Annotated in this window: 17 protein-coding genes; 4 read left to right on the forward strand and 13 right to left on the reverse strand. The window is 61.6% G+C overall.

The window, feature by feature from the left end:
- Positions 1-54: 54 nt before the first annotated feature.
- The 11 genes from QWI75_RS18815 to QWI75_RS18865 all read right to left on the reverse strand — a co-directional run bounded on the left by QWI75_RS18815 (position 55) and on the right by QWI75_RS18865 (position 16,023).
- Positions 55-519, reverse strand: coding sequence for a hypothetical protein (locus tag QWI75_RS18815; protein WP_289270679.1), 465 nt, complete (start codon positions 517-519; stop codon positions 55-57).
- Between the two features lie 285 nt (positions 520-804).
- Entirely contained in the window at positions 805-2,094 is a 1,290-nt protein-coding gene (locus QWI75_RS18820) for a 4Fe-4S dicluster domain-containing protein (RefSeq protein WP_289270681.1), read from the reverse strand.
- Between the two features lie 103 nt (positions 2,095-2,197).
- Entirely contained in the window at positions 2,198-5,635 is a 3,438-nt protein-coding gene (locus tag QWI75_RS18825) for a molybdopterin-dependent oxidoreductase (protein WP_289270683.1), read from the reverse strand.
- A 513-nt stretch (positions 5,636-6,148) separates the two neighbouring features.
- Positions 6,149-7,597: a sigma-54-dependent transcriptional regulator gene (locus QWI75_RS18830; RefSeq protein WP_289270685.1), complete on the reverse strand. Its 1,449-nt coding sequence runs from the start codon at positions 7,595-7,597 to the stop codon at positions 6,149-6,151.
- Positions 7,594-9,672, reverse strand: a complete 2,079-nt coding sequence (locus tag QWI75_RS18835) for a CHASE3 domain-containing sensor histidine kinase (protein WP_289270687.1) — start codon at positions 9,670-9,672, stop codon at positions 7,594-7,596. Before QWI75_RS18835 ends, QWI75_RS18830 begins: the two co-directional genes overlap by 4 nt.
- 165 nt (positions 9,673-9,837) lie before the next feature.
- Positions 9,838-10,785, reverse strand: coding sequence for a carboxypeptidase-like regulatory domain-containing protein (locus QWI75_RS18840; protein ID WP_289270689.1), 948 nt, complete (start codon positions 10,783-10,785; stop codon positions 9,838-9,840).
- A gap of 58 nt (positions 10,786-10,843) precedes the next feature.
- Positions 10,844-11,071 (reverse strand): hypothetical protein, encoded by a 228-nt coding sequence (locus QWI75_RS18845; protein ID WP_289270691.1) that lies wholly within the window; start codon positions 11,069-11,071, stop codon positions 10,844-10,846.
- Between the two features lie 822 nt (positions 11,072-11,893).
- The gene (locus tag QWI75_RS18850) at positions 11,894-12,553 is read right to left on the reverse strand and encodes a hypothetical protein (protein WP_289270693.1); all 660 of its coding nucleotides are present in this window, start codon (positions 12,551-12,553) and stop codon (positions 11,894-11,896) included.
- A 144-nt stretch (positions 12,554-12,697) separates the two neighbouring features.
- Entirely contained in the window at positions 12,698-13,327 is a 630-nt protein-coding gene (locus QWI75_RS18855) for a Maf family protein (protein ID WP_289270695.1), read from the reverse strand.
- Between the two features lie 6 nt (positions 13,328-13,333).
- On the reverse strand, positions 13,334-14,518 hold the full coding sequence (locus tag QWI75_RS18860; protein ID WP_289270697.1) for a tRNA dihydrouridine synthase: 1,185 nt from the start codon (positions 14,516-14,518) through the stop codon (positions 13,334-13,336).
- The gene (locus tag QWI75_RS18865) at positions 14,515-16,023 is read right to left on the reverse strand and encodes a multinuclear nonheme iron-dependent oxidase (protein WP_289270699.1); all 1,509 of its coding nucleotides are present in this window, start codon (positions 16,021-16,023) and stop codon (positions 14,515-14,517) included. The genes QWI75_RS18860 and QWI75_RS18865 overlap by 4 nt, the downstream gene beginning before the upstream one ends.
- 252 nt (positions 16,024-16,275) lie before the next feature.
- On the opposite strand from QWI75_RS18865, the gene QWI75_RS18870 reads away from it, so the two are divergent.
- From QWI75_RS18870 to QWI75_RS18885, 4 genes are all read left to right on the forward strand, one after another.
- On the forward strand, positions 16,276-16,962 hold the full coding sequence (locus QWI75_RS18870) for a CBS domain-containing protein (RefSeq protein ID WP_289270702.1): 687 nt from the start codon (positions 16,276-16,278) through the stop codon (positions 16,960-16,962).
- Between the two features lie 135 nt (positions 16,963-17,097).
- The gene (locus QWI75_RS18875; RefSeq protein WP_289270704.1) at positions 17,098-18,129 is read left to right on the forward strand and encodes an LOG family protein; all 1,032 of its coding nucleotides are present in this window, start codon (positions 17,098-17,100) and stop codon (positions 18,127-18,129) included.
- Between the two features lie 94 nt (positions 18,130-18,223).
- Positions 18,224-19,147 (forward strand): DHHA1 domain-containing protein, encoded by a 924-nt coding sequence (locus tag QWI75_RS18880; RefSeq protein ID WP_289270706.1) that lies wholly within the window; start codon positions 18,224-18,226, stop codon positions 19,145-19,147.
- Complete coding sequence (locus QWI75_RS18885; protein WP_289270708.1) at positions 19,144-19,872, forward strand: rhomboid family intramembrane serine protease; 729 nt, start codon at positions 19,144-19,146, stop codon at positions 19,870-19,872. Before QWI75_RS18880 ends, QWI75_RS18885 begins: the two co-directional genes overlap by 4 nt.
- A gap of 34 nt (positions 19,873-19,906) precedes the next feature.
- Here the strand turns inward: QWI75_RS18885 and QWI75_RS18890 are convergent, their stop codons facing one another.
- Both QWI75_RS18890 and QWI75_RS18895 read right to left on the reverse strand, forming a co-directional pair.
- Positions 19,907-21,799, reverse strand: a complete 1,893-nt coding sequence (locus QWI75_RS18890; RefSeq protein WP_289270711.1) for an ATP-binding response regulator — start codon at positions 21,797-21,799, stop codon at positions 19,907-19,909.
- A 206-nt stretch (positions 21,800-22,005) separates the two neighbouring features.
- Positions 22,006-23,190 carry a 5-(carboxyamino)imidazole ribonucleotide synthase gene (locus QWI75_RS18895; RefSeq protein WP_289270713.1) on the reverse strand — a complete coding sequence of 395 codons (1,185 nt, stop codon included), beginning with the start codon at positions 23,188-23,190 and terminating at the stop codon, positions 22,006-22,008.

A 23,190-nucleotide genomic window follows, 5' to 3' on the forward strand; every position in this document is an offset into this window, starting at 1 on the left:
GGCACGGCCGTTGGTCCATGAGGAGGTCTCCCGGTCATCGGCTTGTTCACGCTCCTATCCCGTTTCCTGCGACGCCAGGCCAGCCGGCTGCAACAAGACGCCGTCCTGCCTGACCTTGTGCACAAATTGCTCAAGGCTCTCTGCGACCACTTCATTGATCAGTCGCTGAGCATCTTCCTTTGTAAACCAATAGACCCGTCGCTCCTGCGCAGCAGACACCGGAATGCGGTACTCGCTCCCATCGACTTGATTGACCCACTCGAAGACGAACACGGCCTTTGCCGTCATCGTGGTCGAGAGACCTGTGGCCACCGCGTCGAGTCTGAAGTCCTGTACTTCCCCGGTCAACGTCACATCGGGGAAACTCGGGTCAATGTCTCCATTGGTGCGGACTCGCCACCCTCTTTCTCTCAAATACCTGGTCATGGCGTTCGCGACGGCCCGCCCGACATCACCTCCGGCAACTTGAATCGGATAGAGATCGAGCGTCCCGAACCGGCCCCGCCGTAAACCGAGCATCGCTGTTTCATGGCGCCGATCTTCAAGCCGCAACACACGGATCCTGACCCCTTGCCCTTCGCTCGCAACTTGAATCCCCCTCGCAGGGAAGGTTGGAATCGCGAGGAACATAGTGTCCTCGCCCCCGCCACACCCTCCGAGAACGTAGATCATCACCAGTACCAGACCTCCCGCCAGTATCCTCGCCATACCCCTTCTCCCTCACGATGCTTCCAACGCACGAGGGGCCGGGAGCCTGGCGGCTCCCGGCCCCCCCTCTCTCCGCGAACGGCACTGGCGTAGGCGTTACAGCCAGGTCACCCGTTCTGCCGGTCGGACGTAGATCGGCTCCTCGACCTGGATCCGCGCCACTTCCTTCCCCGACTTGTTGAAGCCCAGCACGGTGTCGTTGTACATCTCGAACCGCTTCCCGTGGATCTGGGTCTCAAACACCTTCGGGCCCGGAATCACGTCGTACCGGAAGATGATCTGCTGGCTGGCCCGCCACAGTTGCAGCACCGCCAACAGCTCCCGGCTCGGCACCAGGTACTTCTCGATCGCATTGTCCACGCCCGGCCCGAACATCTGCCGGGCATAGCCCCGCGGGCTATGACGCGGCGGGATGTAGTAGCCGTTGGGCTCCGTCCCCCACTGCGGGTACAGGGGCAACGCCACCTGCTCCACCCGAATGGCGAAGTACAGCGGGTGCCACCGGTCCTCGGCCCACAGCCCGTCCTCGCCGATCCGCACCAGCGACTGCATCCGGATCTTCCCGACGCAGGCCGCCATACAGCGCGTTTCCATCGGCTCGCCGCCCGTCAAGGGGTCCTTCCCCTCGATCCGCGGATAGCAGGCAATGCACTTCTCCGAGACCCGGGTCGTGCCCCGGTACATCGGCTTCTTGTACGGGCACTGCTCGACACACTTCTTGTACCCGCGGCAGCGGTTCTGGTCGATCAGCACGATGCCGTCTTCCGGCCGCTTGTAGATGGCCTTCCGGGGACAGGCCGCGAGGCAGCCCGGGTACGTGCAGTGGTTGCAGATCCGCTGGAGATAGAAGAAGAACGTCTCATGCTCCGGCAGACTGCTGCCCGTCATCTTCCAGGGTTCGTCCCGGGAGAAGCCGGTCTTGTCGATGCCTTCCACGAGGGCGCGCATCGAAGTGGCCGTGTCCTCGTAGATGTTGACGAACCGCCACTCCTGGTCCGTGGGGATGTAGCCGATCGCCGCCTGGCCGACCTTGGCCCCGGCGTCGAAGATGGTCATCCCCTCGAACACCCCGTAAGGGGCATGGTGCTTGCGGCCGACCCGCACGTTCCACACCTGCCCGCCCGGGTTCACTTGCTCGATCAACTGCGTGATCTTCACGTCGTAGAACTGGGGATACCCGCCGTAGGGCTTGGTCTCCACGTTGTTCCACCACATGTACTCCTGGCCCTTCGAGAAGAGCCAGGTGGACTTGTCGGCCATCGAACAGGTCTGGCACGCCAAGCACCGGTTGATGTTGAACACGAAGGCGAACTGCCACTTCGGATGCCGCTCCTCGTAGGGATAGAGCATCTTGCGGCCCAGTTGCCAGTTATAGACTTCAGGCATGGTTTCCTCCGTAATCCGTCATTCGTCATTAGTCATTCGTACGGTCCGTCCGAACACCCCATCACTCTTGCAAGTGACGAGTGACGGTTGACGAATGACGCCATTACACCTTGATCTTAATGTGCTCGCCCTTGAGCCACTTGATCATGAACTCGTTCTCCTGCCCGGGGGTAAAGCCGGTCCGGACCGGTTCCCACGGGCCGCGGGCGCCGATGCCGCCGTCTTCCGCCTTGGTGATGCGGATCAGACATTCCTTCGGCACCGTGTTGATCGCGTGGTGGTCGACCTGATAGCCCCACTTGAACTTCCAGGCCACCGCGTGCTTGCCCGGCAAGCTGTCGGTCTGGTGCATCGGCATCAACCAGCTCCGCGTAAAGGACTGTTGGGCCCCGTAGCGGAAGTTGGACTGATAGCCGGTGTCCAGGGCGATGGCGCGGCCGTCCGGCCGTGTCTCGTGCCCTTTGACCGATTTCGCCGTCGCCACGTACGGGGCGTGCTTCGCCATCGTCACGTGGTACGGATACGCCGGGTTGTACTTGGCCCGGATCATCAAGCGGGCGACCTTATAGTAGGGGTCACTCGGCTTCCAGCCGCGGTAGGGCCGATCCACCGGGTTCCCGTCCACATAGACATAGTCCCCGTCGTTGATGCCGCGATCCTTGGCTGCCTGCGGGTTGATGTGCAACTGGTGCTCCCCGACCCCCGGCGTCCGCTTGTCCATCCGGTACGGATCGCCGAAGTTCGACTCGTAGATCTGCACCCAGTCGTTCACCGACCACTGGCTGTGCACCCGGTGCCGGGTCTTGGGGGTGACGCAATAGAACTGATACCCCTTCTCCCATAACGGATTGCTGTGCCGCTTGATTTCTTGCCACGGCAACTTCACGTTGCGCACCGTCTTATCGTCATGGTGCTGCGCCGTGATGGGGATGCCGTAATCATCGGGACGGAGGTAGGGATTCGTGGAAAAGATGGCGTTGGGCAGGTACGGCGTCGCTTCTGTCCCCTCGCGGTGTGAGATGAAGTTTTCGCCGTACTCGATCGCCTCCGGCTCGGTCCGATAGGTCTCGTACCGCCCCGTCCTCGTCCACATCGGCTTGGACTCATTCGTTTCCTCCCAGAACGGATGCCGCGGATAGGTCCGGACCATGACCATCCAGCCCTTCTCCGACTTCAAGAGCACGTCCGCCGAATAGCCGTAGAACGTCGAGGAGGCATCCAACAGGCGCTGCACGTAGACGTCCACCCGGTTCAGGTAGACCATCGCGAAATAGTCTTTCATGCGCTGATCGCCCGTGATTTCAGACAATTTCGCGGCGACGCCCGCGAACGTGTCGAGGTCGTTGCGGGTGTCGTAGAGCGGGCGGATGCCGCCCTTCCACACCTGCACCCACGGATTCGACACCGTCACCGTCATCTCCGGATAGGTGAATTCCATCCAGGAGTTGCACGCGAAGGCGATGTCGTTGTGGTTGACATCCGACGTCATTTCGATGTCTTGCGTGATGAGACACTCGATGTTCGGATCGACGTTCTTGACCATGTCGTAGTGGTGCTTGGCATTGTTGAGCACGTTCACGTTGGTGACCCAGCGGAACTTGCTCGGAGTCGGCATGTGCGTCTTGCCTGTGAACACCTTGCGCCCATACTTGGGCGTATTCACGATCAAGGCCGTGTCACCGTGGTTCCAATAGCCGACTTCCTCGCCGTAGTAATACGACCTGGTCTTGATCTCCTTGCCATGCACGTTGGGATCCGTCGTGATGTTGAACGGGTCCTCGCCTGTATGCACACCGAGCCCGGCGCCGGACCAGGGGGTCGCAGTCCAGGTGCCGGCCTTGTAGTTCCCGGCCCAGGTATGCTGCCCGGTCCCGAACTTGCCGACGTTGCCGGTGATGATCAACACCATGGCGGCGCCACGAGAGTTGATCGTCATCTGGAAGTAATGGTTCGTGCCCTCGCCATTGTGGATTGAGGCGGGCTTGACCGTGCCGGAATCCCGCGCCCAACGGACCAACAGGTCCTTTGGCGTTCGACAGATCTGATGCACCGTGTCCAGGTCATAGTCCTGAAAGTGCACCAAATACATCTGCCACACCGGAATGGTATCGACTTCCCGCCCGCTGAGCAGCTTGACGCGATAGGTGCCCGTCAAGGCGGCGTCGATGCCGCTGGTGTGATAATGCCATCCGACCTGTTCGCGGTGCAGAGGAACCGCCTGGTTTTTGGACAGGTCCCACACCATCATGCCCCCGAGCCGTTCAACCTGCTCCGGTTTCAGCGACTGCACTTTCCCCGAGTAACTCATCGAGAAGTCAGGGAACTTGTAATCCTTCACGACGTCCCGGGGATCCAAGAATTGCAGCGTATCGGTCCGGACAAGCAGCGGAGCATCCGTAAAGCTTTTCAGGAAGTCGACATCGTGCAGGTTCTCGTCGGTAAGGATTTTCATCGCGCCCAGGAAGATCGCCCCGTCCGACTGTGGCCTCAACGGCATCCAGTAGTCTGCGCGATAGGCCGTCGGGTTGTATTCCGGCGTGATGACCACGATACGCCCGCCGCGCTCGATCGACTCCAACTTCCAATGCGCTTCCGGCATCTTGTTCTCGACGAAGTTCTTCCCCCAGCTTGTATTCAGCTTGGAGAAACGCATGTCGGAGAGGTCTATGTCGGAGGCTTGAGCCCCGCACCACCAGGGGTGCGAGGGGTTTTGGTCGCCGTGCCAGGTATAGTTGGACCAATACCGCCCGCCCTGAGCTTGATCCGGGCCGACCTTCCGGATCCAGGTGTCCAGCAAGGCGTTGACCCCACCGTTCATGCGGGTATTGCCCATCTTGCCGATGATGCCGAGGACCGGCATGCCGGCGCGGTGCTTGAAGCAGCGGGTCCCCGCGCCCTTCATCATCTCGATCATCTCGGGCGGATAGCCCTGCTCGCGCAACCGCCGGGCGCCGGCCTCGCCACTATAGCGCGTGGCGATGATGACCATCGCCTTGGCGGCATAGCTGAAGGCCGTGTCCCAGGAGACGCGCATCATGTCGTCCAGAAACCGGCTGTCGAATTTGTACTTGCTCTTGGTCTCCGGGGTGAGCTCCGGGGAGCCGGCATCCATCCATTCCTTCCAGCCCTTGCGCATCAGGGGGCCTTTCAAGCGATAGGGGCCGTAGACGCGGCGGTGGAAGGTGAAGCCCTTCAGGCACATGCGGGGGTTGTGGGCGAAGGTCCCGCGGTTGCCGTAGAGGTCTTCGTAGGTCTGGTGGTCGTAGTTCTGCTCGACGCGCATGACGACGCCGTTGCGGACGAAGGCGCGGATGCGGCAGGCGTGCGTGTCGTTGGGGGAACAGCACCAGGTGAAGGAGGAGTCATACCGGTACTGATCGTGGTAGACGCGCTCCCACGAGCGGTCCGGATAGTCGCCGAGGGGGTTGCCCACCTCGATGACCGGCTGGAGGGCCGTCAGCGCCAGCGCGCGATCGGCGATCGCCGCGGCCGCCACCGTCCCCGCCGTGACCTTCAGAAATTGTCGTCGTGATAAAAACATTGAAAGCACCTCCCTGCTGAATGAACGATCAAGAGAAGATACTGCCCTTGCTTCCTGTCGACTCGTCGTCGAGCTGCAATCTCACCTCCTTCTCTCTGTCCCGACATTCGCTGCGAAAACAGGGCGGGGTAGAGCAAAGAAGCTGCCAGGAGCAGCTTTGATCACCATGGAAATGCGAGAGCAGGGTAAGCCATTAAAAAACAAGATGAATTAGAGGCTGATCGAGGGGGAGAGAACGAACTAGGCCGCGGCGCAAAACTCGCCTTGCGCACATGGACATATGCGCAAGAGCCGTGGCTCGCGTTTTAGCTTCATCAAATCAAGAACTTTGGCCTGCATGACTGGATATGCGGGCGAGCGTGAGGGACCTGGCTGATCCGCTGAATCAAGGGATGGAGGTTGGAAACGCTTCGGACGTTACCGAAGGGCAACGCCAGAAGTCCAAAATAAGAAGACTACAGGATGGAGGTGGTCCACCGTGGATTACCACGTGGAAACATGGGGGGTCGCTGGCTAGGTATCCGCCCGTCCCAGAAATCGTTTCATGAGCAGGGCGAAATGCTGACGGGGGATGCCGCTGCTCTCCGCGGCCTTGGTAATCACGCCCCCGGACAAGGCCAGCTTGGCACGAAGGTATTGCGTGGTGAATTCGGTCACGACACGCTGCTTGGCCTCTCCATAGGGAAGGTCGCAATAGCTCGACGTCTGGGAATCCTTCACGGAGCCCTGCAGCAGCGGCCGAATCGTCTCGCCCGTAATCTGCTCTCCCTTCGCCAACATGAGCACCCGCTCAATGACATTGCGCAGCTCACGCACGTTGCCCGGCCAGGCGTAGCTCGCCAACTCCGCCAACGCCGACAGATCGAAGGAGGTCCGTCCCCGCCCCATTTCGCGACCATACTGCGACAGCAGGTGCCGCGCGATGACCGGAATGTCCTCTACGCGCGACCGGAGCGGCGGAACGTCAATGGTGATCACGGCGAGCCGATAATACAAATCCTTCCGAAACGACCCGGCCCGGACCTTTTCGGCCAGGTCCTGATTCGTGGCCGCGATCACGCGCATATCGACGCGCTTGATCCTCGTCCCGCCGACCGGCCGTACCTCATTGTCTTCGAGCACTCGCAGGAGCTTGGCCTGCAAGGCCGGCGGCAGTTCTCCGATCTCGTCAAGAAACACCGTGCCGCCGTGGGCCAACTCGATCAATCCCGGCTTGTCCGCAATGGCGCCTGTAAAGGCCCCGCGCACATGACCGAACAGCTCGCTCTCCATCATGCCTTCAGGAAACGTCGCGCAGTCGATCACTTGAAACGGCTTGTCGCGTTCGCGCCCGGCCTCATGGATGGCCTTGGCGATCCGGCCCTTTCCGGTGCCCGTCTCCCCCTGGATCAACACCGTGGATCGAACCTGCGCGGCCTCCTTCACACGGTTCATGATGGCCTGAAACGCCGCGCTGACGCCGACCAACTGACCAATCTGCATTTCCCTGGAGAACCGCCGCTCGAACGCGGAATTGTGTCGTAAGATTTCGGAAAAGCGAATCGCCCGATGCACGCGCATGCCCAGATCGTCGGCATTCACCGGCTTGATCACATAATCATAGGCGCCGCGCTTCATAGCTTCGACCGCCTGATCCACGGCGTTGAGACGGGTGACCAGCAGCACCGGGAGATTGCGGTCGATTTCCTGCACCCGGCTGACCAAATCAAGCCCATCCATGCCGGGTAGGACGAGGTCCGTCAAGATCAGGTCGATCGGTTGGGTTTCCAGCGCCTTGAGCGCGCCCTCGGCGGTCGCTCGGACTTCGATCTGGAGCTCGCCGCCGACCGCCTTCAGATCAGCCTCTTCCAATGCATGGAGGATCAGCTCGGTGTCGCCTGGATTGTCATCGACCACCAGGATCGTGAACGGCGGAGCGGCGCGGACGGAGGAACTCGGGCGGTCGCCCGTCTCCTGGTTCATACAGACCCTCCAAGAGAAGAGGACGATCTCACCATCTCGGTTTCAGTGGGCCGAGTCGAGGCGGTCATCGCACCAAGCAGTGGAAGGGTCAATTTCACCTGGCAGCCTCCTCCTGGCGCATCCTCGATCCAGATCGAGCCTCCGTACAAATCCACGATGCGCCGGACGATCGTCAGGCCGATACCGCTTCCTTTCACGTTGGCCGGGTGCAGGCGGACGAACGGCTCGAACACTTTCTCCTTCAGCTTGTCGGGAATGCCCGGCCCGTTATCGGCCACGGTGAAACAGACCAGGTTCCCCTGTTCGTGGCTTGAGACGACAATCCGTGGCTCGGGCACCCCTTGGACGAATTTGATGGCGTTGGAAAGGATGTTGTCCAGGACCTGATGCAGGTAGGCGCGGTGAACGGCGATGATCGGAAAAGGATTGTGCCGCTCAATCCGGATTCGATGCTTTTCCAGTTCACCGGCCCGCAATTTCAGAATGTGATCGAGGACCAGATTCGGATCGACCGCCTCGACCGAGGCGGCACGTCCTCCGACCCGGGCAAGCGCCAGGAGGCTCTCGATGCGATCGGATAGCTCTTCGCTGTTGTCCTCGATCAAACGCAGCCACTTGTCCACCTGCTGATCCAGTTGGCCATGATGCGTTCGCCGCAGGACCGCCGCCAACTCGCCCATCCGCTCTCCGGGACCTTTCAGATCGTGAGCGAGCATCTCGGCCATGTGTTCCAGCGTTCGGAGCCGCGCGCTGACCCGCTGTTCCTTTTCGTGAGCGGCGTCATAGAGCCGCGCGTTGGAAATGGCCACGGCCGCCTCTTCGGCCAGGCTGACGGAGAGACGGATATTCCAGTCCACGGCCGCCGGTTTGTCCCGCAGCAGAGCCAGCACCCCGAACGGCTTTCCCTCGGCGCGAAGCGGGATGGCCAACATACTGTTCCCGATGAGATTTCGCCGCATGACCTCGGGACGGGTATCGTTCCGGAGATTTTCTCCGATTGCGGCGCTGCCGGATTCGTAGGCCTGGACGGAAACCGGAAGCTCCTCCCACAACAGCACGGTTTTCCGCAACTGGTCGTTCCATTCGCCCGATGCCGCCTCGATGATCCAACAGCCCATACGGTCGTTCCGCGACAGGATCAGGCACACATCAACGCCCGTCAGTTGCACGGCCTGATCGGTGATGCGCTTGAGAACGCCCTCCAATCCGTCCGGCCCGATCGTATTGATCTCATGTCCGATCTGCTGAATGACTTCCAGCTCACGCAGGTGAGCGCGGATCCGGGTGATCATATCCTCGCAGGATCTCGCCAATTGGCCGATCTCATCGCCGGACCGAACGGATTGCAGCGCGGCGGCTCCCGCCTCATGCTCGCCTTTCCCAACTTGTCGGAGAGCGACACGCACGGACCCGAGCGGCTCCGTCAGGGAGCGCGTGAGCAACCGAACACCGGCGATTCCCAAGCCGATTCCCAAACACAGCACCGCGACGAGCCCCCAATAGGTCTCGGTCGACAATTTGACGGCCTCCCCCTCCAGTTCATCAATATGCTGTTCAAGCTGATCTTCCAAGAGACGCAACTCGGTCCGTAGGTGATCGGACAAAGCCAACCCCTCGCCTGAACTGACATATTTCAACACCGCAGCCGTCTCGCCGCGCTCGATGCGGGCCAAGAGGACGTGCTTGGACGCCAACAGCTCGCGGAGCCTCGCACCAACCGCGGTCAGATCCGCCGAGACCTGGGGCACACGGCGAAGTCGGACGATCGACTCCGCGACCGCCCCGTCGAGTTTCTGCTCGGCGTCCTTCATGGGCGTGAGAAAGGCCTTATTGCGCGTGAGAAGATAGCCGCGAAAGGCATCTTCGATGTCGACGGTAAGTCGCCGCAAGACTTGGGTCTGCTCGCGGGCGAGAACGGAATCGTGACGGGTTTTTTCTGTCGCAAGCAGTTGGTTGACAAGCACAATGTGAGTGGCCAGAGCACCGACCAGCGGAACAACGACTAAGAGGAGGACGACCCAAACCTTTTTTTGGATGCTGAGCCGGTCCCACCACCGCTGCTGGGCAGTACCCATCGGGACCTCACCCTCTTGGATGAGGTTGACACCCAAGGCGGAACCGAGCCGGCCCCCCGGTTCGAAATGGTAAAAGCGGCGGCAAGCCTAAGCTGAGACGGAACACAGTGTCAAGGTGGATCTGGAGGTTACCCGAGCCCCAGGAGCCTGTCCGAATGAAGGAACTCAGTACCGTTGCTTCTCCAGGGTCGGCACGATCTGGCTCTGCGCATCCTCGGTAATGTTGTATCGCATGTACGGGTTGTCGACCATTTGATTGGCATACAGCCGCCCGGTCGGCGCAGGAATCTTGATCTCCAGCTTGGCCGTCCGGCCAGGCTCAATCGTCACATCAAATTCCTTCATCCCCCCAATGTAGGGATGCCAGACGGCAATCTTGTGCTTGCCGGGAGGAATCTGATCGATCTCGAAATGGCCCCTCTGATCAGTGATCGCATAGTAGGGGTTCTCGACCGTCAGCCCCCAGCTCTCCATATAGGCGTGAAATCCGCACTGCATCAGAAAGACCCGCCGTCCTCGGCTCATGCGGACCTGTTGAGTCATGGGCTCTCCTGGAAAGTGCTTGTGGAAGTGGGCGCTCAGGTTGGCTTCCCGAGGATATCGCGGGCTGATCGGAAGCGGGACATTGAACAGCACACGAGGCCCCAGGTGGGACGTCTCGTACGCTTGAATGTCATGCATGGCGGGGTCCATGTTGACGACCGTCACCTCGTCACGATCCCGAACAATGCTCACGAAGGGAAGGAACCGGCAATCGATCGCCTCGATCTTCGGCGATTTGAACTCGGTGAACGGCTTCCCCTTTTCGATCCCATCGATCAAGACGACCACTTCCCGGAACTCTCCTTGATCGCCGACTTGAAAGGGCTGAAGCAGCCTCCATCCCTGACCGTCTGAAATGCGTCCGCAGTAGATCGGATCGGGCAATGTGGTCAAGTTATACCCTTTTGGCTTGGGAACATCACCCTCCAGCACCACATTCCCGACCAGCCGGCCACCGTCTCCGACCGTCATCGCCTCATAGGCTTGGACGGTCGAGGCATCCCACAGGAACAGACCACCAACCACAAGTCCGAGGAGTCCTGGCCACTCCGTCGATGCTGTTTTCATCATATTGTCTTATCCTCCGGATCGGGGTGCATTACAGCCTGACCGCCTCAAAAGCTTATATTCAGACTAATTCAGGATGGTTCGGTTTTCCATAGGTCATCAGTTGATCATAAAATACGAGACAGTGTGGACAAAACGTCTCAGACAGGACCAGGTCGGAAGGCCGAACCTCATACCGTTGGAGATAGCGTTCCAGCGCAGTCCATTCCCCGCCATCGACCTGATCCACCTGGATGTCTTTGATTTTTCGACAGAGCGAACAATGCAACACCTGGTGAAGCCCTCCCATGCCGATCTCCTTTCATCCATTCACAGATCCGTGGACCACGTGGATATGACCCCCTGCGCCTGCCTGTCGGCCGCGGCGGCCCGACGGTCCGGACTTCGCAGGATCGCCGTCACGGCCGGCGCAAGCTCTCCATGGGCTTTGAGATAAGCCGGCGCCCATGATCATCTCTTGGCGTCCACTTGCCAGGTCACCATCGGTCGGTCGTGTCAAACAGCTCTTCAACCATGATGACCGATTAAAAATAGGGCACGGCGCTCTTCATCCGGATGGCCCAATCCGTAACCGTCCGTAACCGTCAGACCCGGTGTCGTCCGGTCTGTCTCTCCACTGAATGTTGCCTCATAGGTTTGTGCGTGCGAATTCCCGGTGGAAGCCGGCCGGACGACCCGGCCGATAGGTCCGCGTCTCATGCGCGAGAACGCGGGCTCCGCCAGTGATCACCGGCAGAAGCCCATCACGACCCGCGCAAGTCCACGGGGCCGACAATTTGGACTGACTGAATTGGGTCAGACGGGTGGACGAAACACAGAAAGGTCAAACATCAGACTGGCGAAGCGCTTGGGCACATCTTCAACCTGAGGGCCACTGTCGCCGGGGAAGACCCCTGGAACGGTTGAAAGAATCGTGAACCCTTCCGGGGAGGCGGTCTCGCCGGGATCCAAGTCGAGGGTGAGGTCCCACAAGGTGGTGGGGACACCCAGAAGCTGCATGAGAATGCCGACACACAAACAAGCGACGGCTACGGCGGGTCCGATGCCGACCGTCTGGAGATGGGGCCGCACAAGCATGCCGAACACCCTGGCGTCCGACGACCGACAGCGTCTATTTCACTTTCGAAAAATCCGCGTCGATCTCGGTCATCTTGCCGTCCGGAAAGATGACGAACACTTTCGTCTTCGCATTGGGATCAAATGTGTCGTAGGCGAATCGCGCGGTGAACCTCGACCGGTAGGCCGGTCCGTCGCCCTCGTTTTTTCTTCCCCGATCCGCCTGGCTGACATCGACCGGCTCGATATTCTTGCCCCCTTGCTGGAACGCGATCTTCGCCCCCTCGGCGAAATACTCGTCGTCCCCGCACAGTTGCACTTCCACTTCCAGATTGGGCATATCGACGACTTTCTTGATGTATTCATCGGGCATCCGAACGTCCTGCTGCTTTTTCTTCGATTCCATGGCTTCTTGCCGGCCGAACGCTTCGAGACGATAGCGCTTGGTTCGAAGCACGACGCTGGCGCCGCAAGGGTCCTTTTCCGGATCGGCTCCCACCCGGGTCTTGACCGACGCTTGCTGGACAATCTTCTTGACCGCCTCCTGTGAAGTCTTCTCGTCCTTCTCCAATGCCTTTTCCATGGGAAGGCGGCCCTCCTCCAACGCCTTCTTGGCCTCTTCCATGGACAACTTCACGTCGATCGCGTGAGCCGGCGGAATTCCGCCCAGTAGGATCGCGATGCCGGCCAACAACAGGGACACGGGCCTGATCATCGAATCTGATCGTCGAAACCTCTCAGGGCACATACTTGCCTCCCCTGGCTGGAGACTCCTCACCAGTCAGGTGAGCAGCCGATGAAATCGGGCGCATTGTAGGGGAAGTGGGTGATGGTTGCAACGTGGCCCGCGCCGCCCCCTTCAGGCAAAGCGGGACCAGTTGGCGTAGGGACGGGATCGATACAGGTGACGCAGGTCAGTCGGAACGGACAGCCCGCATTTCTCCAGCAAGACCGCCGTCTCGCTCAGCGGAAGCCCCACGGCTGCGGTGTAATCGCCGGCAATCCGTTCGATCAACCGGACCCCGGATCCCTGGATGGCATAGGCGCCCGCCTTTCCGATCGACTCTCCGGAGGCGAGATAAGCCTCCAAGTCGGCATCACTGAACGGTTTCATCCAGACCTGCACCGTTGAAAGCGCGGTTTCCTCAAACCGACGGTCCGACACACAGACGGCCACCGCCGAGTGGATCCGATGCCGCCGCCCCTTTAATTTCCGGAGCATCCCCCGCGCGTCCGCGATCGTTTCGGGCTTCCCCAGGGCTTCCTGATCGATCTCGATCAGCGTATCGCTTCCGATGACGACCGCGTCGGGCGCCAGCCGCGCGACGGCGCGGGCCTTGCCGCAGGCGAACTCCACCGCGAGGTCCGCCACCGGCAGGCCCGGAAGAAGCCGTTCGTCGAACGACGGCGCCTGTACTTCGAAGGGAAGACCCAGCAGCGCCAGCAACTCGCGCCGGCGGGGTGAGGTCGAGGCTAAGATCACTCGCATCGAAGCTTACGCGGGACAGGCCGGCACGAGTGCTCTCGTGTCCGGTTCGGATCCAGCGCGGCAGGCGACGTTGTCCGGAGCGGGATCGTGGGGAACAATGTCGGCCAGCGCGGCAGCCACCTCGTCGACGCCGTTCATGCGCACCATCTGCGCCCGCACGGCGGCGGCATGAGGGAATCCCTTGCAGTACCAACCGAGGTGTTTCCGCATATGCGGAAATCGCGCGCGACCGAACAACTTTTCAAAGAGTCGGGCATGGGCCAGGAGCGTCTGAATCCGTTCCCGAAGCGAAATTTCGGGATGAAGACTTGGGCGCGATTCGGCTGAACCCGGTCCGGCCAAGCCCCGTCGAGCCGACTCCTTCTCACGAAACAACCAGGGTTCTCCCAGCGTACCCCGGCCCACCAGGACGCCCTGAACTCCGCTGTCATCGATCCGGCGCACTGCCTCGTCCAGCGACCGGATGTCTCCATTGCCGAGAATCAGCGTGGCGGTCCCGCGAGCCGCCTGCGCCGCGCTGGCGATGGCCTGCCAGTCGGCCTCGCCGCGATACATTTGCGCGAGCGTGCGCCCGTGGACGGTAATCGCCGCAGGCGATTCATCCAGCAGGAGCCCGATCCACTGATCGATGACGACATCGTCGCACCCCAGCCGGGTCTTGATCGACAAGGGGAGCGGCCGGCGCGCCGGCGGCGCGCCGGCACCTCGCGCCCGATTCATCCGTTCGATCAACGACAGCCTGGCCGGTTTGAGCCCCAGCCCTTCCAGCCTTTGCCCCTGCGCCCAATCCTGAATGCCTTGCTTGGCGGCCCGGATGATGGCCCGCGCCAGATCCGGGGTTCGGATCAACCCCGCGCCCGAACCGGAGGAGGCGACACAGCGGGAGGGACAACCCATGTTGAGGTCGATGCCGTCGAACCCCAATTCGCAGGCGACCTGGGCGGCCACATAAAACAGATCCGGGTCCTTTCCATAGAGCTGGGCCACGACGGGACGTTCCTGCTCTCCATATATCAGCGGCGTCATCGTGACGTCCGCTCCGCGGCAGACATCCGTGACATGGGTAAATTCGGTGAACATCACGTCCGGCGGTCCCTGTTGCGCGACCATGCGGCGGAACGCGGCATCGGTCACGCCGTCCATCGGGGCGAGTCCAAAAATCGGCCGGGGCAAGGTTTGCCAGAAGTTCATCGACCTGCCTCGGCCTTCCATCCCGTCAGGGACAGTGGTGACTCGCATCCCGCCGGAAGATTGGCGGCCTCATAAGCATCCCGCAATTCCGCCGCCTCCTGACGCACGAGCTCCCCGGCCGCCGGACAACGTACCGACACGAAGCGGGTGAACCGCTCAAGCTTGAGCAGGAAGAAATCAAACGGAGCCGGAAGCTCTTCGCGACAGGCCAGCCAGAACGAAACAAAGTCCTCCAATGGCAGCGCGGCTTCGCGCAGGCGCTCGCAGGTTCGAGGAAACATGGAACGGAGATCGCCGCCCCAGATGAGAATTTCGTGGGGCAGATAGCCTTCGCGATACCACCGGAGCGGCGCGTCATCGATCTCCGGAAGCGCAGGCATCGCGCCATTCGGCCCCGGCATGCCGACGATCAGATCCGCATACCGACGGGAAGCCTCCGCCAGCCGTTCATCGGCCTCTGGCGTGCCGGTCGTCACGGACCGCGAAAAGTTCGGCAACGAATCGCTCGGGCAGCGTTGTTCCAAAACCCGGCGCCGATCCGCATCCACCATGCTGCCAAACCGGAGCAGAAAGTCTTCAAATTCACGAACAATCGCCGCCACCGGCTTTGTATCCACTTCCAACCCCATCGCTCTGAGCGAGTTCAGATTCGGACGGGCGAGCACCTGTTCCAACATGTCGTAGAGGATCTCCGGAATGGGCGCCGCATGGTCGTCCAGCCACAGCGGGAGGTCGGGATGAAGCGCGATCGGACCGGCTGGAACCACGGGATGGGACGAGAGACCGGCCACGTGAATTTCGACCACGCGCTCAAGGGGAAATTCGTCCAGAAAGCCGGCCACAAATTCCGATAGCGTAATTCGGTTCGTGACGGCGCTATAGCGGTAATGGGTCCAGAGGTGCCCCATGTCCAACACGAACCCGCAGGGACAGCTCTGCGCGATCTCGGCGAAGAAGGCCGCCGCGCTCAAATCTCCGGCGCGAAAATAGGTCAGAGGCGGCAGTTCCAGCAGCACCAATGGCCCGTCCTCCCGCCCGCTTCCCAAGGCGCAATCCAGCGCCTGTTGCACGATCGCGGCGTGTCGAGCGACCAGACGCGCGCTGTCGGTCGTAAACAAGGGCGGCAGGTAGGTGCCGAAGGCGTACGGGCCGAGGCGCTTGCTGGCGCACTCGTGATTGATCCACGGGCTGCCCAAGGTACGCGCCTGCTCGACGACGAGGTCAAGTTCCATCGCCGTTCCGGGCCGTTCCCGCCAGTCCGGTTCCGTCCACCAAAGCCCTTCGGCGTGGTAGGGCAAGGAAACGGACGGATAGCGGCGCCGGATCGCCGCCAGCATGGGCGTCGCGGCCCTGAACACTTCCAGATAACCGGGCGTCATCGACCCGGCTGCGAGCGAATCCATCAGTTCAAAGATGTCCGGCGAATAGGCATCCGCAGACAGTCCGATTCCCTGGAATGCAATTCCCTCGACTCGTTGACGAAATTCGGCTATGACAATGCTCATGGGCCACGTCGGAATCGACAAGACTGGACCTCCGAACAGGCGAAGTCTAAAGGCGAACCAGCCCCTTTCGCAAGGCACGCGCGCCCGACGGGTCGCCTGTGCTCGTCTGATATACTGTCTCTACAACAGCGTCGCACAGCCACAAATCGTCTCTGGACGGGCCTTCGCGGGCACGAAACCCCTGTGAAGAAATCGGCTGGCACTATGAAGTCGCATTCCAGCGAGGGGGCCCCTCCAACATCGGTTTCTCACATGATGACACCCGGCATTATCCAGGTTCCCGGCGATATCACGGTCGCGAAGGCCGCCTTTTTGATGCAAAAGGAACAGGCGCCCTGCCTCCTGGTGAAGGACACGGACGCGCGGGTCGGCATCATGACTTATACCGACATCGTGAAAAAAGTCGTGGCGCAAGGATTGGAGCCCCAAGACGTCCAGGTGCGATCGATCATGTCGCGGCCGGTTCAGACCATTGAATATGATCGGCCCCTGGACGAGGCCTCCACGATGATGGCCGCCACGGGGGTGGCCTTGCTCGTGGTCACCAAAGATCAACAGCCGGTCGGCATCGTGCGGGCCCGCGACTTGGTCTATGTCGCCAAGCACTGCGCCGTGAGAATCCCGGCCGTGGTGACGCTCATCGACAGTAAGTCGGACGGATCCAGACACCAGGCCACTCTGACGCAGATCAGTCACCTCGCGGCCACAGTGGAGTGTCCATTGATGCTGCCTCAGAGGACGCAGGTGATGCTCGTCTTTGCCTTGCCGGACACTTCGGACTCCATGACTGTGTATGGAAAGGTCGCGACCCTATCCGACGAAGGCACGCCGCAGGCTTCGCGCGGCCTGTCCTTCACCGTCCAATTTACACACTTGAACGCCTCCGACCAAACCCGCATTCGGGACTGGGTATCTCGGCAACCGGCATCCGATTCCTGACCGCTCGCGCCGCCGGCGTGCTCCCGACACAACATCTTTTCTTGAAGACGCCTCTCCACCTGGTAGAATGAAGCCCTCAACCGATGTCGGCGTTGTCCCGACAACGACTCATCGTCCACTGACAAGGATATCGCAATGCGCCCAAAAGTGTTGCCCTCGAAAGAAGAGATGCTCTCGCAACTTCAGACGTTGCTGGACGGTCGCGAAGACGATCTCCGCATGGCGCTCATGCGGGAGATCGTCGCCAACGTCCTCAAATTGCACGACGCCCAACTGGATCTGCTGGACCTCAAAATCATTACGCGGGCGATGAAAGAACTCCGCCACGCCTTCGCGGTCTTTCGCGACTATCGCAACCGCCCGAAGGTCAGCGTGTTCGGATCGGCGCGGACGCCGGCCGACGACCCGCTCTATCAACTGGCCTCCCGCTTCGCGCAACGGATCGTGGCTCACGGTTACATGGTCATCACGGGCGGTGCGGACGGCATCATGCGGGCCGCCCAGGAGGGCGCCGGCCGGGAGCACAGTTTTGGGGTCAACATCATGCTCCCCTTCGAGCAGGGAGCCAACTCCACGATCGCCGACGATCCCAAGTTGATCACCTTCAAGTATTTCTTCACCCGGAAACTGATGTTTCAAAAGGAAGCCAACGCTATCGCCCTGTTCCCCGGAGGATTCGGCACCCACGATGAAGGGTTCGAAGTCCTCACCCTGGCGCAAACTGGAAAGAGCGACCCCAAGCCCATCGTCTGCCTTCAGACGCCCGGCTGCAATTATTGGCATCGTTGGCACGACTTCATTCAAGATGACCTCCTCGGCCGAGGCCTGGTCAACCACGAAGATCTCAGCCTGTTCCGAATCGCCGAATCCGAAGATGAGGCGGTGAACGAAATCCAGACGTTTTACCGGACCTATCACTCGCTGCGTTTTGTCGGCCGCCAATTGGCGATGCGCCTTCAACGTCCCATTTCCAACGACCAGGTCGCGGCCATCCAGGAGCAATTTGCCGACCTGTTATCCGAAGGCCTGTTCCTGCAGCGAGGCGCCCTGCCGGAAGAACTGGATGAACCGGCGCTGTCCGACCTCCCCCGACTCGTCTTTACCTTCAATCGGCGGAGCGCCGGGCGCTTGCGCCAGCTCATCGACCATCTCAACAAGCTGCCGTAAGCCGCGCGCGTTGCCCGACATGCAACCCGTCGAGCGTTTCGACGCTCGACGGGTTGGCGTTTGACACGCCGCATGATAAGCTGATCTTCCCAGTATGACACAGGCCGGCACAGTCCCGACGTTCATGCCCGATATCGTGCTCTATCACGCCGAATGCGCCGACGGCTTCGGCGCCGCCTGGGCGATCTGGAAACGGTACCCCTCCGCGCGATTTCTTCCGGTCAAGCATGGAGAACCACCCCCGTCCGGCCTGTCGGCCTTGAAGGTCGTGATGGTGGACTTCAGCTACCCGCGGCCGATCCTGGAAACCCTGGCCGCAGACAGCAAGGCCCTGCTCGTCCTGGATCATCACATCACGGCGCAGCAGGCGCTCGAGGGCCTCCCCTACGCCTATTTTGACCAACGGAAGTCCGGCGCCGTGTTGGCCTGGGAATGGGCCCACCGGAGCCCCGCGCCCTGGCTGCTCCGGTATATCCAGGATAAGGATCTTTGGGAATGGGCGCTGCCATCCAGCCGCGAAGTCAGCGCGGCCATCGCCGCCTATCCGTATGATTTCCATGTGTGGGATCGCTTCGACCAGGAACGGCTCATTCAAGAAGGCACCGCGATCTTGCGGTACGAGCGGGAACTGGTCCGCAAGATCGCCGCGCACGCGGTCCTGGTGACCTTCCACGGCTATCGGGTGCCCGCCGTGCAGAGCGCGGTGCTGACCAGCCAAATCGGCGAACTTTTGTCGGTCGGCTACCCCTTCTGCATCATCTGGCACGATCGGAACGGCCGCCGTTATTGCAGTTTTCGCTCTCGCGAGGATGGGGTGGACGTCGGCAGCCTTGCCGCCTCGCTTGGCGGCGGAGGCCACACCCACGCGGCAGGATTCTCGGTCCCCCTTGGGCCGGACGGCATGCCGCCTCCGGAGGTGAATTTTGTCGGACCGCCGGCCGGTCCGACCAGGCGCGAACCGGGATCCAGGGATTCATCCGCTCCGCCAGGCACATCTTCAATCCCCCGCCCCGCATGATCCCCCTGTCGGACGATAACCCGACCGACCGGCCCCCCATCATCACGGTGTCAGCGATCGCGGCCTGCGTCGCGGTGTTCCTGTACCAGGTCAGCTTGCCGGCTCGGCCGAGCGAAGCCTTTGTCTTCCAGTACGGTGCTGTTCCTGCCGTGGTCACCGGCCAGGCCTCGCTCCCGCCTGAACTGGCGGGACTCCCCGCCTATGCCACGCTCGTGACCAGCATGTTTCTCCACGGCGGCTGGATGCATTTGATCGGCAACATGCTCTATCTCTGGATCTTCGGCAACAACGTCGAGGATGCCATGGGCCATCTGCGCTTCATCCTGTTCTATGGACTATCCGGGATCCTCGCGGCGCTTTCGCACGTCTTGATCGATCCGGCATCCACGATCCCGATGGTGGGGGCCAGCGGCGCGATCTCCGGCGTGCTGGGCGCCTATCTCCTGCTATTTCCGCACGCGCAAGTCCTGGTGCTCATCCCGCTCGGCTTTATCGCGCGAACCTTCTACGTGCCGGCCTGGATGGTCCTCGGACTCTGGTTTGCCATGCAACTGTTGAGCGGAGGGTCGAGCCTCGGCCGGCCGGAAGGCGGGGGCGGCGTGGCCTTTTTCGCCCATATCGGAGGATTTGTCGCCGGGATGCTGCTCATTCCCTTGTTCAAGCGGAGGGGGGTCCGGCTCTTCGCCCCGGCTCACCACCGGCCGTGGGAACGGGCAGGCTGGTGAGCCAGCAGCCGAACGTGTTGGCCCTTTGGGTAGCCTACGGGTGATCGAGCACCGCGCGCACCCGCCTCAACAGCTCTTCCGTACGTACGGGTTTTTGCACGTGGCAGCGGGGAGCGATCCGATGACGAACCAGGACATCGTCCGGATAGCCTGAGACGAAAATCGCCTTCATCGTTCTCCGTTGCGCCAACAATCGCTCGGCCAGTTCGGCGCCCGACATCTCCGCCATGGCCAGATCGCTCACAAGGAGCTGAATCCCGCCGGGCTGCTCGCGGGCGACCATCAAGGCTTCCACTCCCGAGCCGGCTTCCAAGACCTGATATTGGGCTCGATGGAGCGCGGCCGCGACGCATTTTCTCTGCCATTCCTCCTCAAGGACAACGAGCACCGTTTCCGATCCCTGCGCCAGCAAGGCCCGCTCGAAGGTCCGCCCTTGCCGGTTCTGATTCGCCGCCGGCTTGGGTTGGGGCAGTAGGATCGTAACTTGGGTCCCCCGTCCCTTTCGACTTTCGAACGCGATCTCGCCGCCCAGGTTCTTGATCGCTCGCACCGCGAGGGCGAGCCCCATCGGCTTTCCGCTCCCCGGCAAACTGCCGTCCCGAAAGGGATGCAGCGCACGGGCCCGCTGCTCCGGCGTCATGCCGATGCCCGTATCGGTGATCGTCAGCATCGCGCAGGGAACGGCTTGGTCCCCGGCCATCCGCCTCACCGCTTCGGCCGGGGCCGCCCCAGCCCTGATCGTGAGAGAGCCTCCCTCCCTCATGGCATCGCGGGCGTTCAACACGAGCTGGAGCAGGATCTGCTCGATGGCCCCATCTTCCGCCGCCACGAGCGGCGTATCAGGGTCCGCTTGGAGAATCATCTGCATACCGGCCGGAAGACTGTTGCGAATCACCGGGTCCAGATGCTCCAGAATCCGGTCGAGCGCATGAACCTGGCGCTGTGTCGGGCCTGTCCCTCCCCATACGTCCAGATGCGTCCCGAAGGCCGCCAGTTTCTCTCCGGCCAATAACATCTGGTCCACATACTTATGGGCCTGATCACTTCGCGCGAGGGAGGTTCGGAGTTGACCGGCTTCACGTCCAATGACCCGAACCTGTTCGCGGAGCGATCCGGACAGCCACGCCGCCAGGTGAGGGACCTCATCGGCTGTCCTTGGTTCTTCCATCGAGGCGGCCGGCAAGCCCTGGACCGGCGTCACGATCGGTTTGGCCTCGCGCGCGGTCAGGGGTGGCGTCGATGTGGTCGAGGCCAGCTTCGCCCGAAGTCGTTTGACCTCATGCATGAGCCGGTCGCGGGTCAGCAAGAGCGCCTCTTCTTCCAGCCGCAACTCCGCCAATCGGTGGCAGAGCGTCTCGCTTCGGCGTCGCTCACCAGCCAGTTCATCCAGCGTGAGCCCGTAAAAGATCGCCATCATGAGCAACAGCGGCAGGCCCATGAGCTGCCCGACGGAGAGGCTACCCGTGATGAGGACACCCTGCGCCAGCAACAGCGCATATCCGAGGCACAGCACCAGCGAGAGCCTGAGCATCTGGCCAAGCGTGCGCACCGAACTCGCCACCAGCATCAGGAGAAAGAAGGCCAGGTAGAACTCTCCCCGCGCGTTGCCTGACACATACACGATCGCCATCGCCATGAGCGTGTTGGCGCCGACCAGTCCGCTCATGAACCAGGGATCGGCCAACCACCGCGTCGGCGTCAGGACGAGCCCGATCGTCACCAGCAGCAACCCGGCCACGATCAGGTGCGCAACGGCCGAGGAAACGATCACCTCGTCCCCGAACAGCAACTCATAGGACAGGCCGATGCCGACCAGGGCTTGAAGCACCACATAGCGGGAACGAGGCACGGACAGCAGCGCCATGAGGCCGGACGGAGTCGGGAGTGATTGGGATTCGGGAACGGACAGACTTGCCGATGGGGTCATCGAATATACCTCACGGTTATGGGATCAGCAGTCGCGGGAACCTTTGCGCGGCATGGAAGTAAGCAATGGGTGTACCGGGACCAGTGCTCGTAAGCTTTCAAAATATCAGGCTTTCATGAACGGTAGCCGCCGGGTCTGTCTGCGGAAACCGTCGGCATCGACAAAAAGGAACGGAGAGGGGAAAGGGCGGAGATTGATCGAGAAAGTCAGATTTTCGATCGGTCTGGTGCAGACAAGAACGCCGGATCGACCGCCATCCGGGCAATCTGCCCTGCCACGACCTCCGCGTCCTGGATGGTATCGGCCGTCACGGTGATATGGCCCATCTTTCGTCCGGGACGAATGCCCGTTTTCCCGTAAAGATGGAGGTGGACGCCGGGTTGCTCCAAGAGAGTCCGCAGTTGTACGCCGCGGCAAAGCCGGACGATTTCGTCCCCGAGGATGTTCACCATCGCGGCGGGGCTCAGGAGGCGGGCTTCTCCCAGGGGAAGTCCGCAAAGGGCGCGCACCTGCTGTTCAAACTGCGACACGGTGCAGGCATCCAGCGTGTAGTGGCCGGAATTGTGGGGACGGGGCGCAACCTCGTTCACCAGCAGCTCGCCGGCAGGCGTATGGAAGAGTTCCGCGCAAAAGACTCCGACGCCTGACAGCGCATCCACGACGGCGACCGCAAGGTCCTGTGCCCGCCGGGCTGTCGCGGTCTCAAGGGGGGCCGGGACCGTGGTCCGGCGGAGGATCCCGGCTTCATGTTCGTTGGCCACAACGGGATACACGACATGTTGGCCGTCGCTCCCTCTGACGGCCAGAACAGACAGTTCTCGATCAAACGCGATGTGCCGTTCCAAGATCCAGGCGCGTGACGGTTCGGGCCGAGCGGGAACAATCCCCTGCAGGCGTTCCAGCTCGCGGGCGTCATTGATGCGCCACTGCCCCTTGCCGTCATACCCGGCCGTCGCCGTTTTGCAGAGACAGGGAAATCCCAGTTCCGCGGCGGCCGAGAGGTCGGCGAACGATCGCACTTCGCGGAAGGCCGCGACGGGAAACCCCCGTTGCTGAAGAAACCGCTTTTGGACGAGGCGATTTTGGATGTGTTCAAGAATACGCCCGCTTGGACGGACCGGCGTCTGTCGTTCAAGCGCCAGCACAACCTCGGCCGGGACATTCTCCCACTCGTAGGTGATGGCCGCGAGGTCCCGCACGAAGTCGGTACGCGCCGCCTGATCCTCAAAGGATCGAACCACGGATCGGTCGGCGATGCGATGGGCCGGAGCCTGCGCATCGGGGTCCCACACGACGGTGCGATAGCCTAATCGCCGCGCAGCCGTGACGAACATTGCGCCCAACTGTCCCCCGCCCAGCACGCCAAGAAGGGAACCTGGGTCGATGAGCAT

This window comes from Nitrospira tepida (assembly GCF_947241125.1).
GTDB lineage: Bacteria > Nitrospirota > Nitrospiria > Nitrospirales > Nitrospiraceae > Nitrospira_G > Nitrospira_G tepida.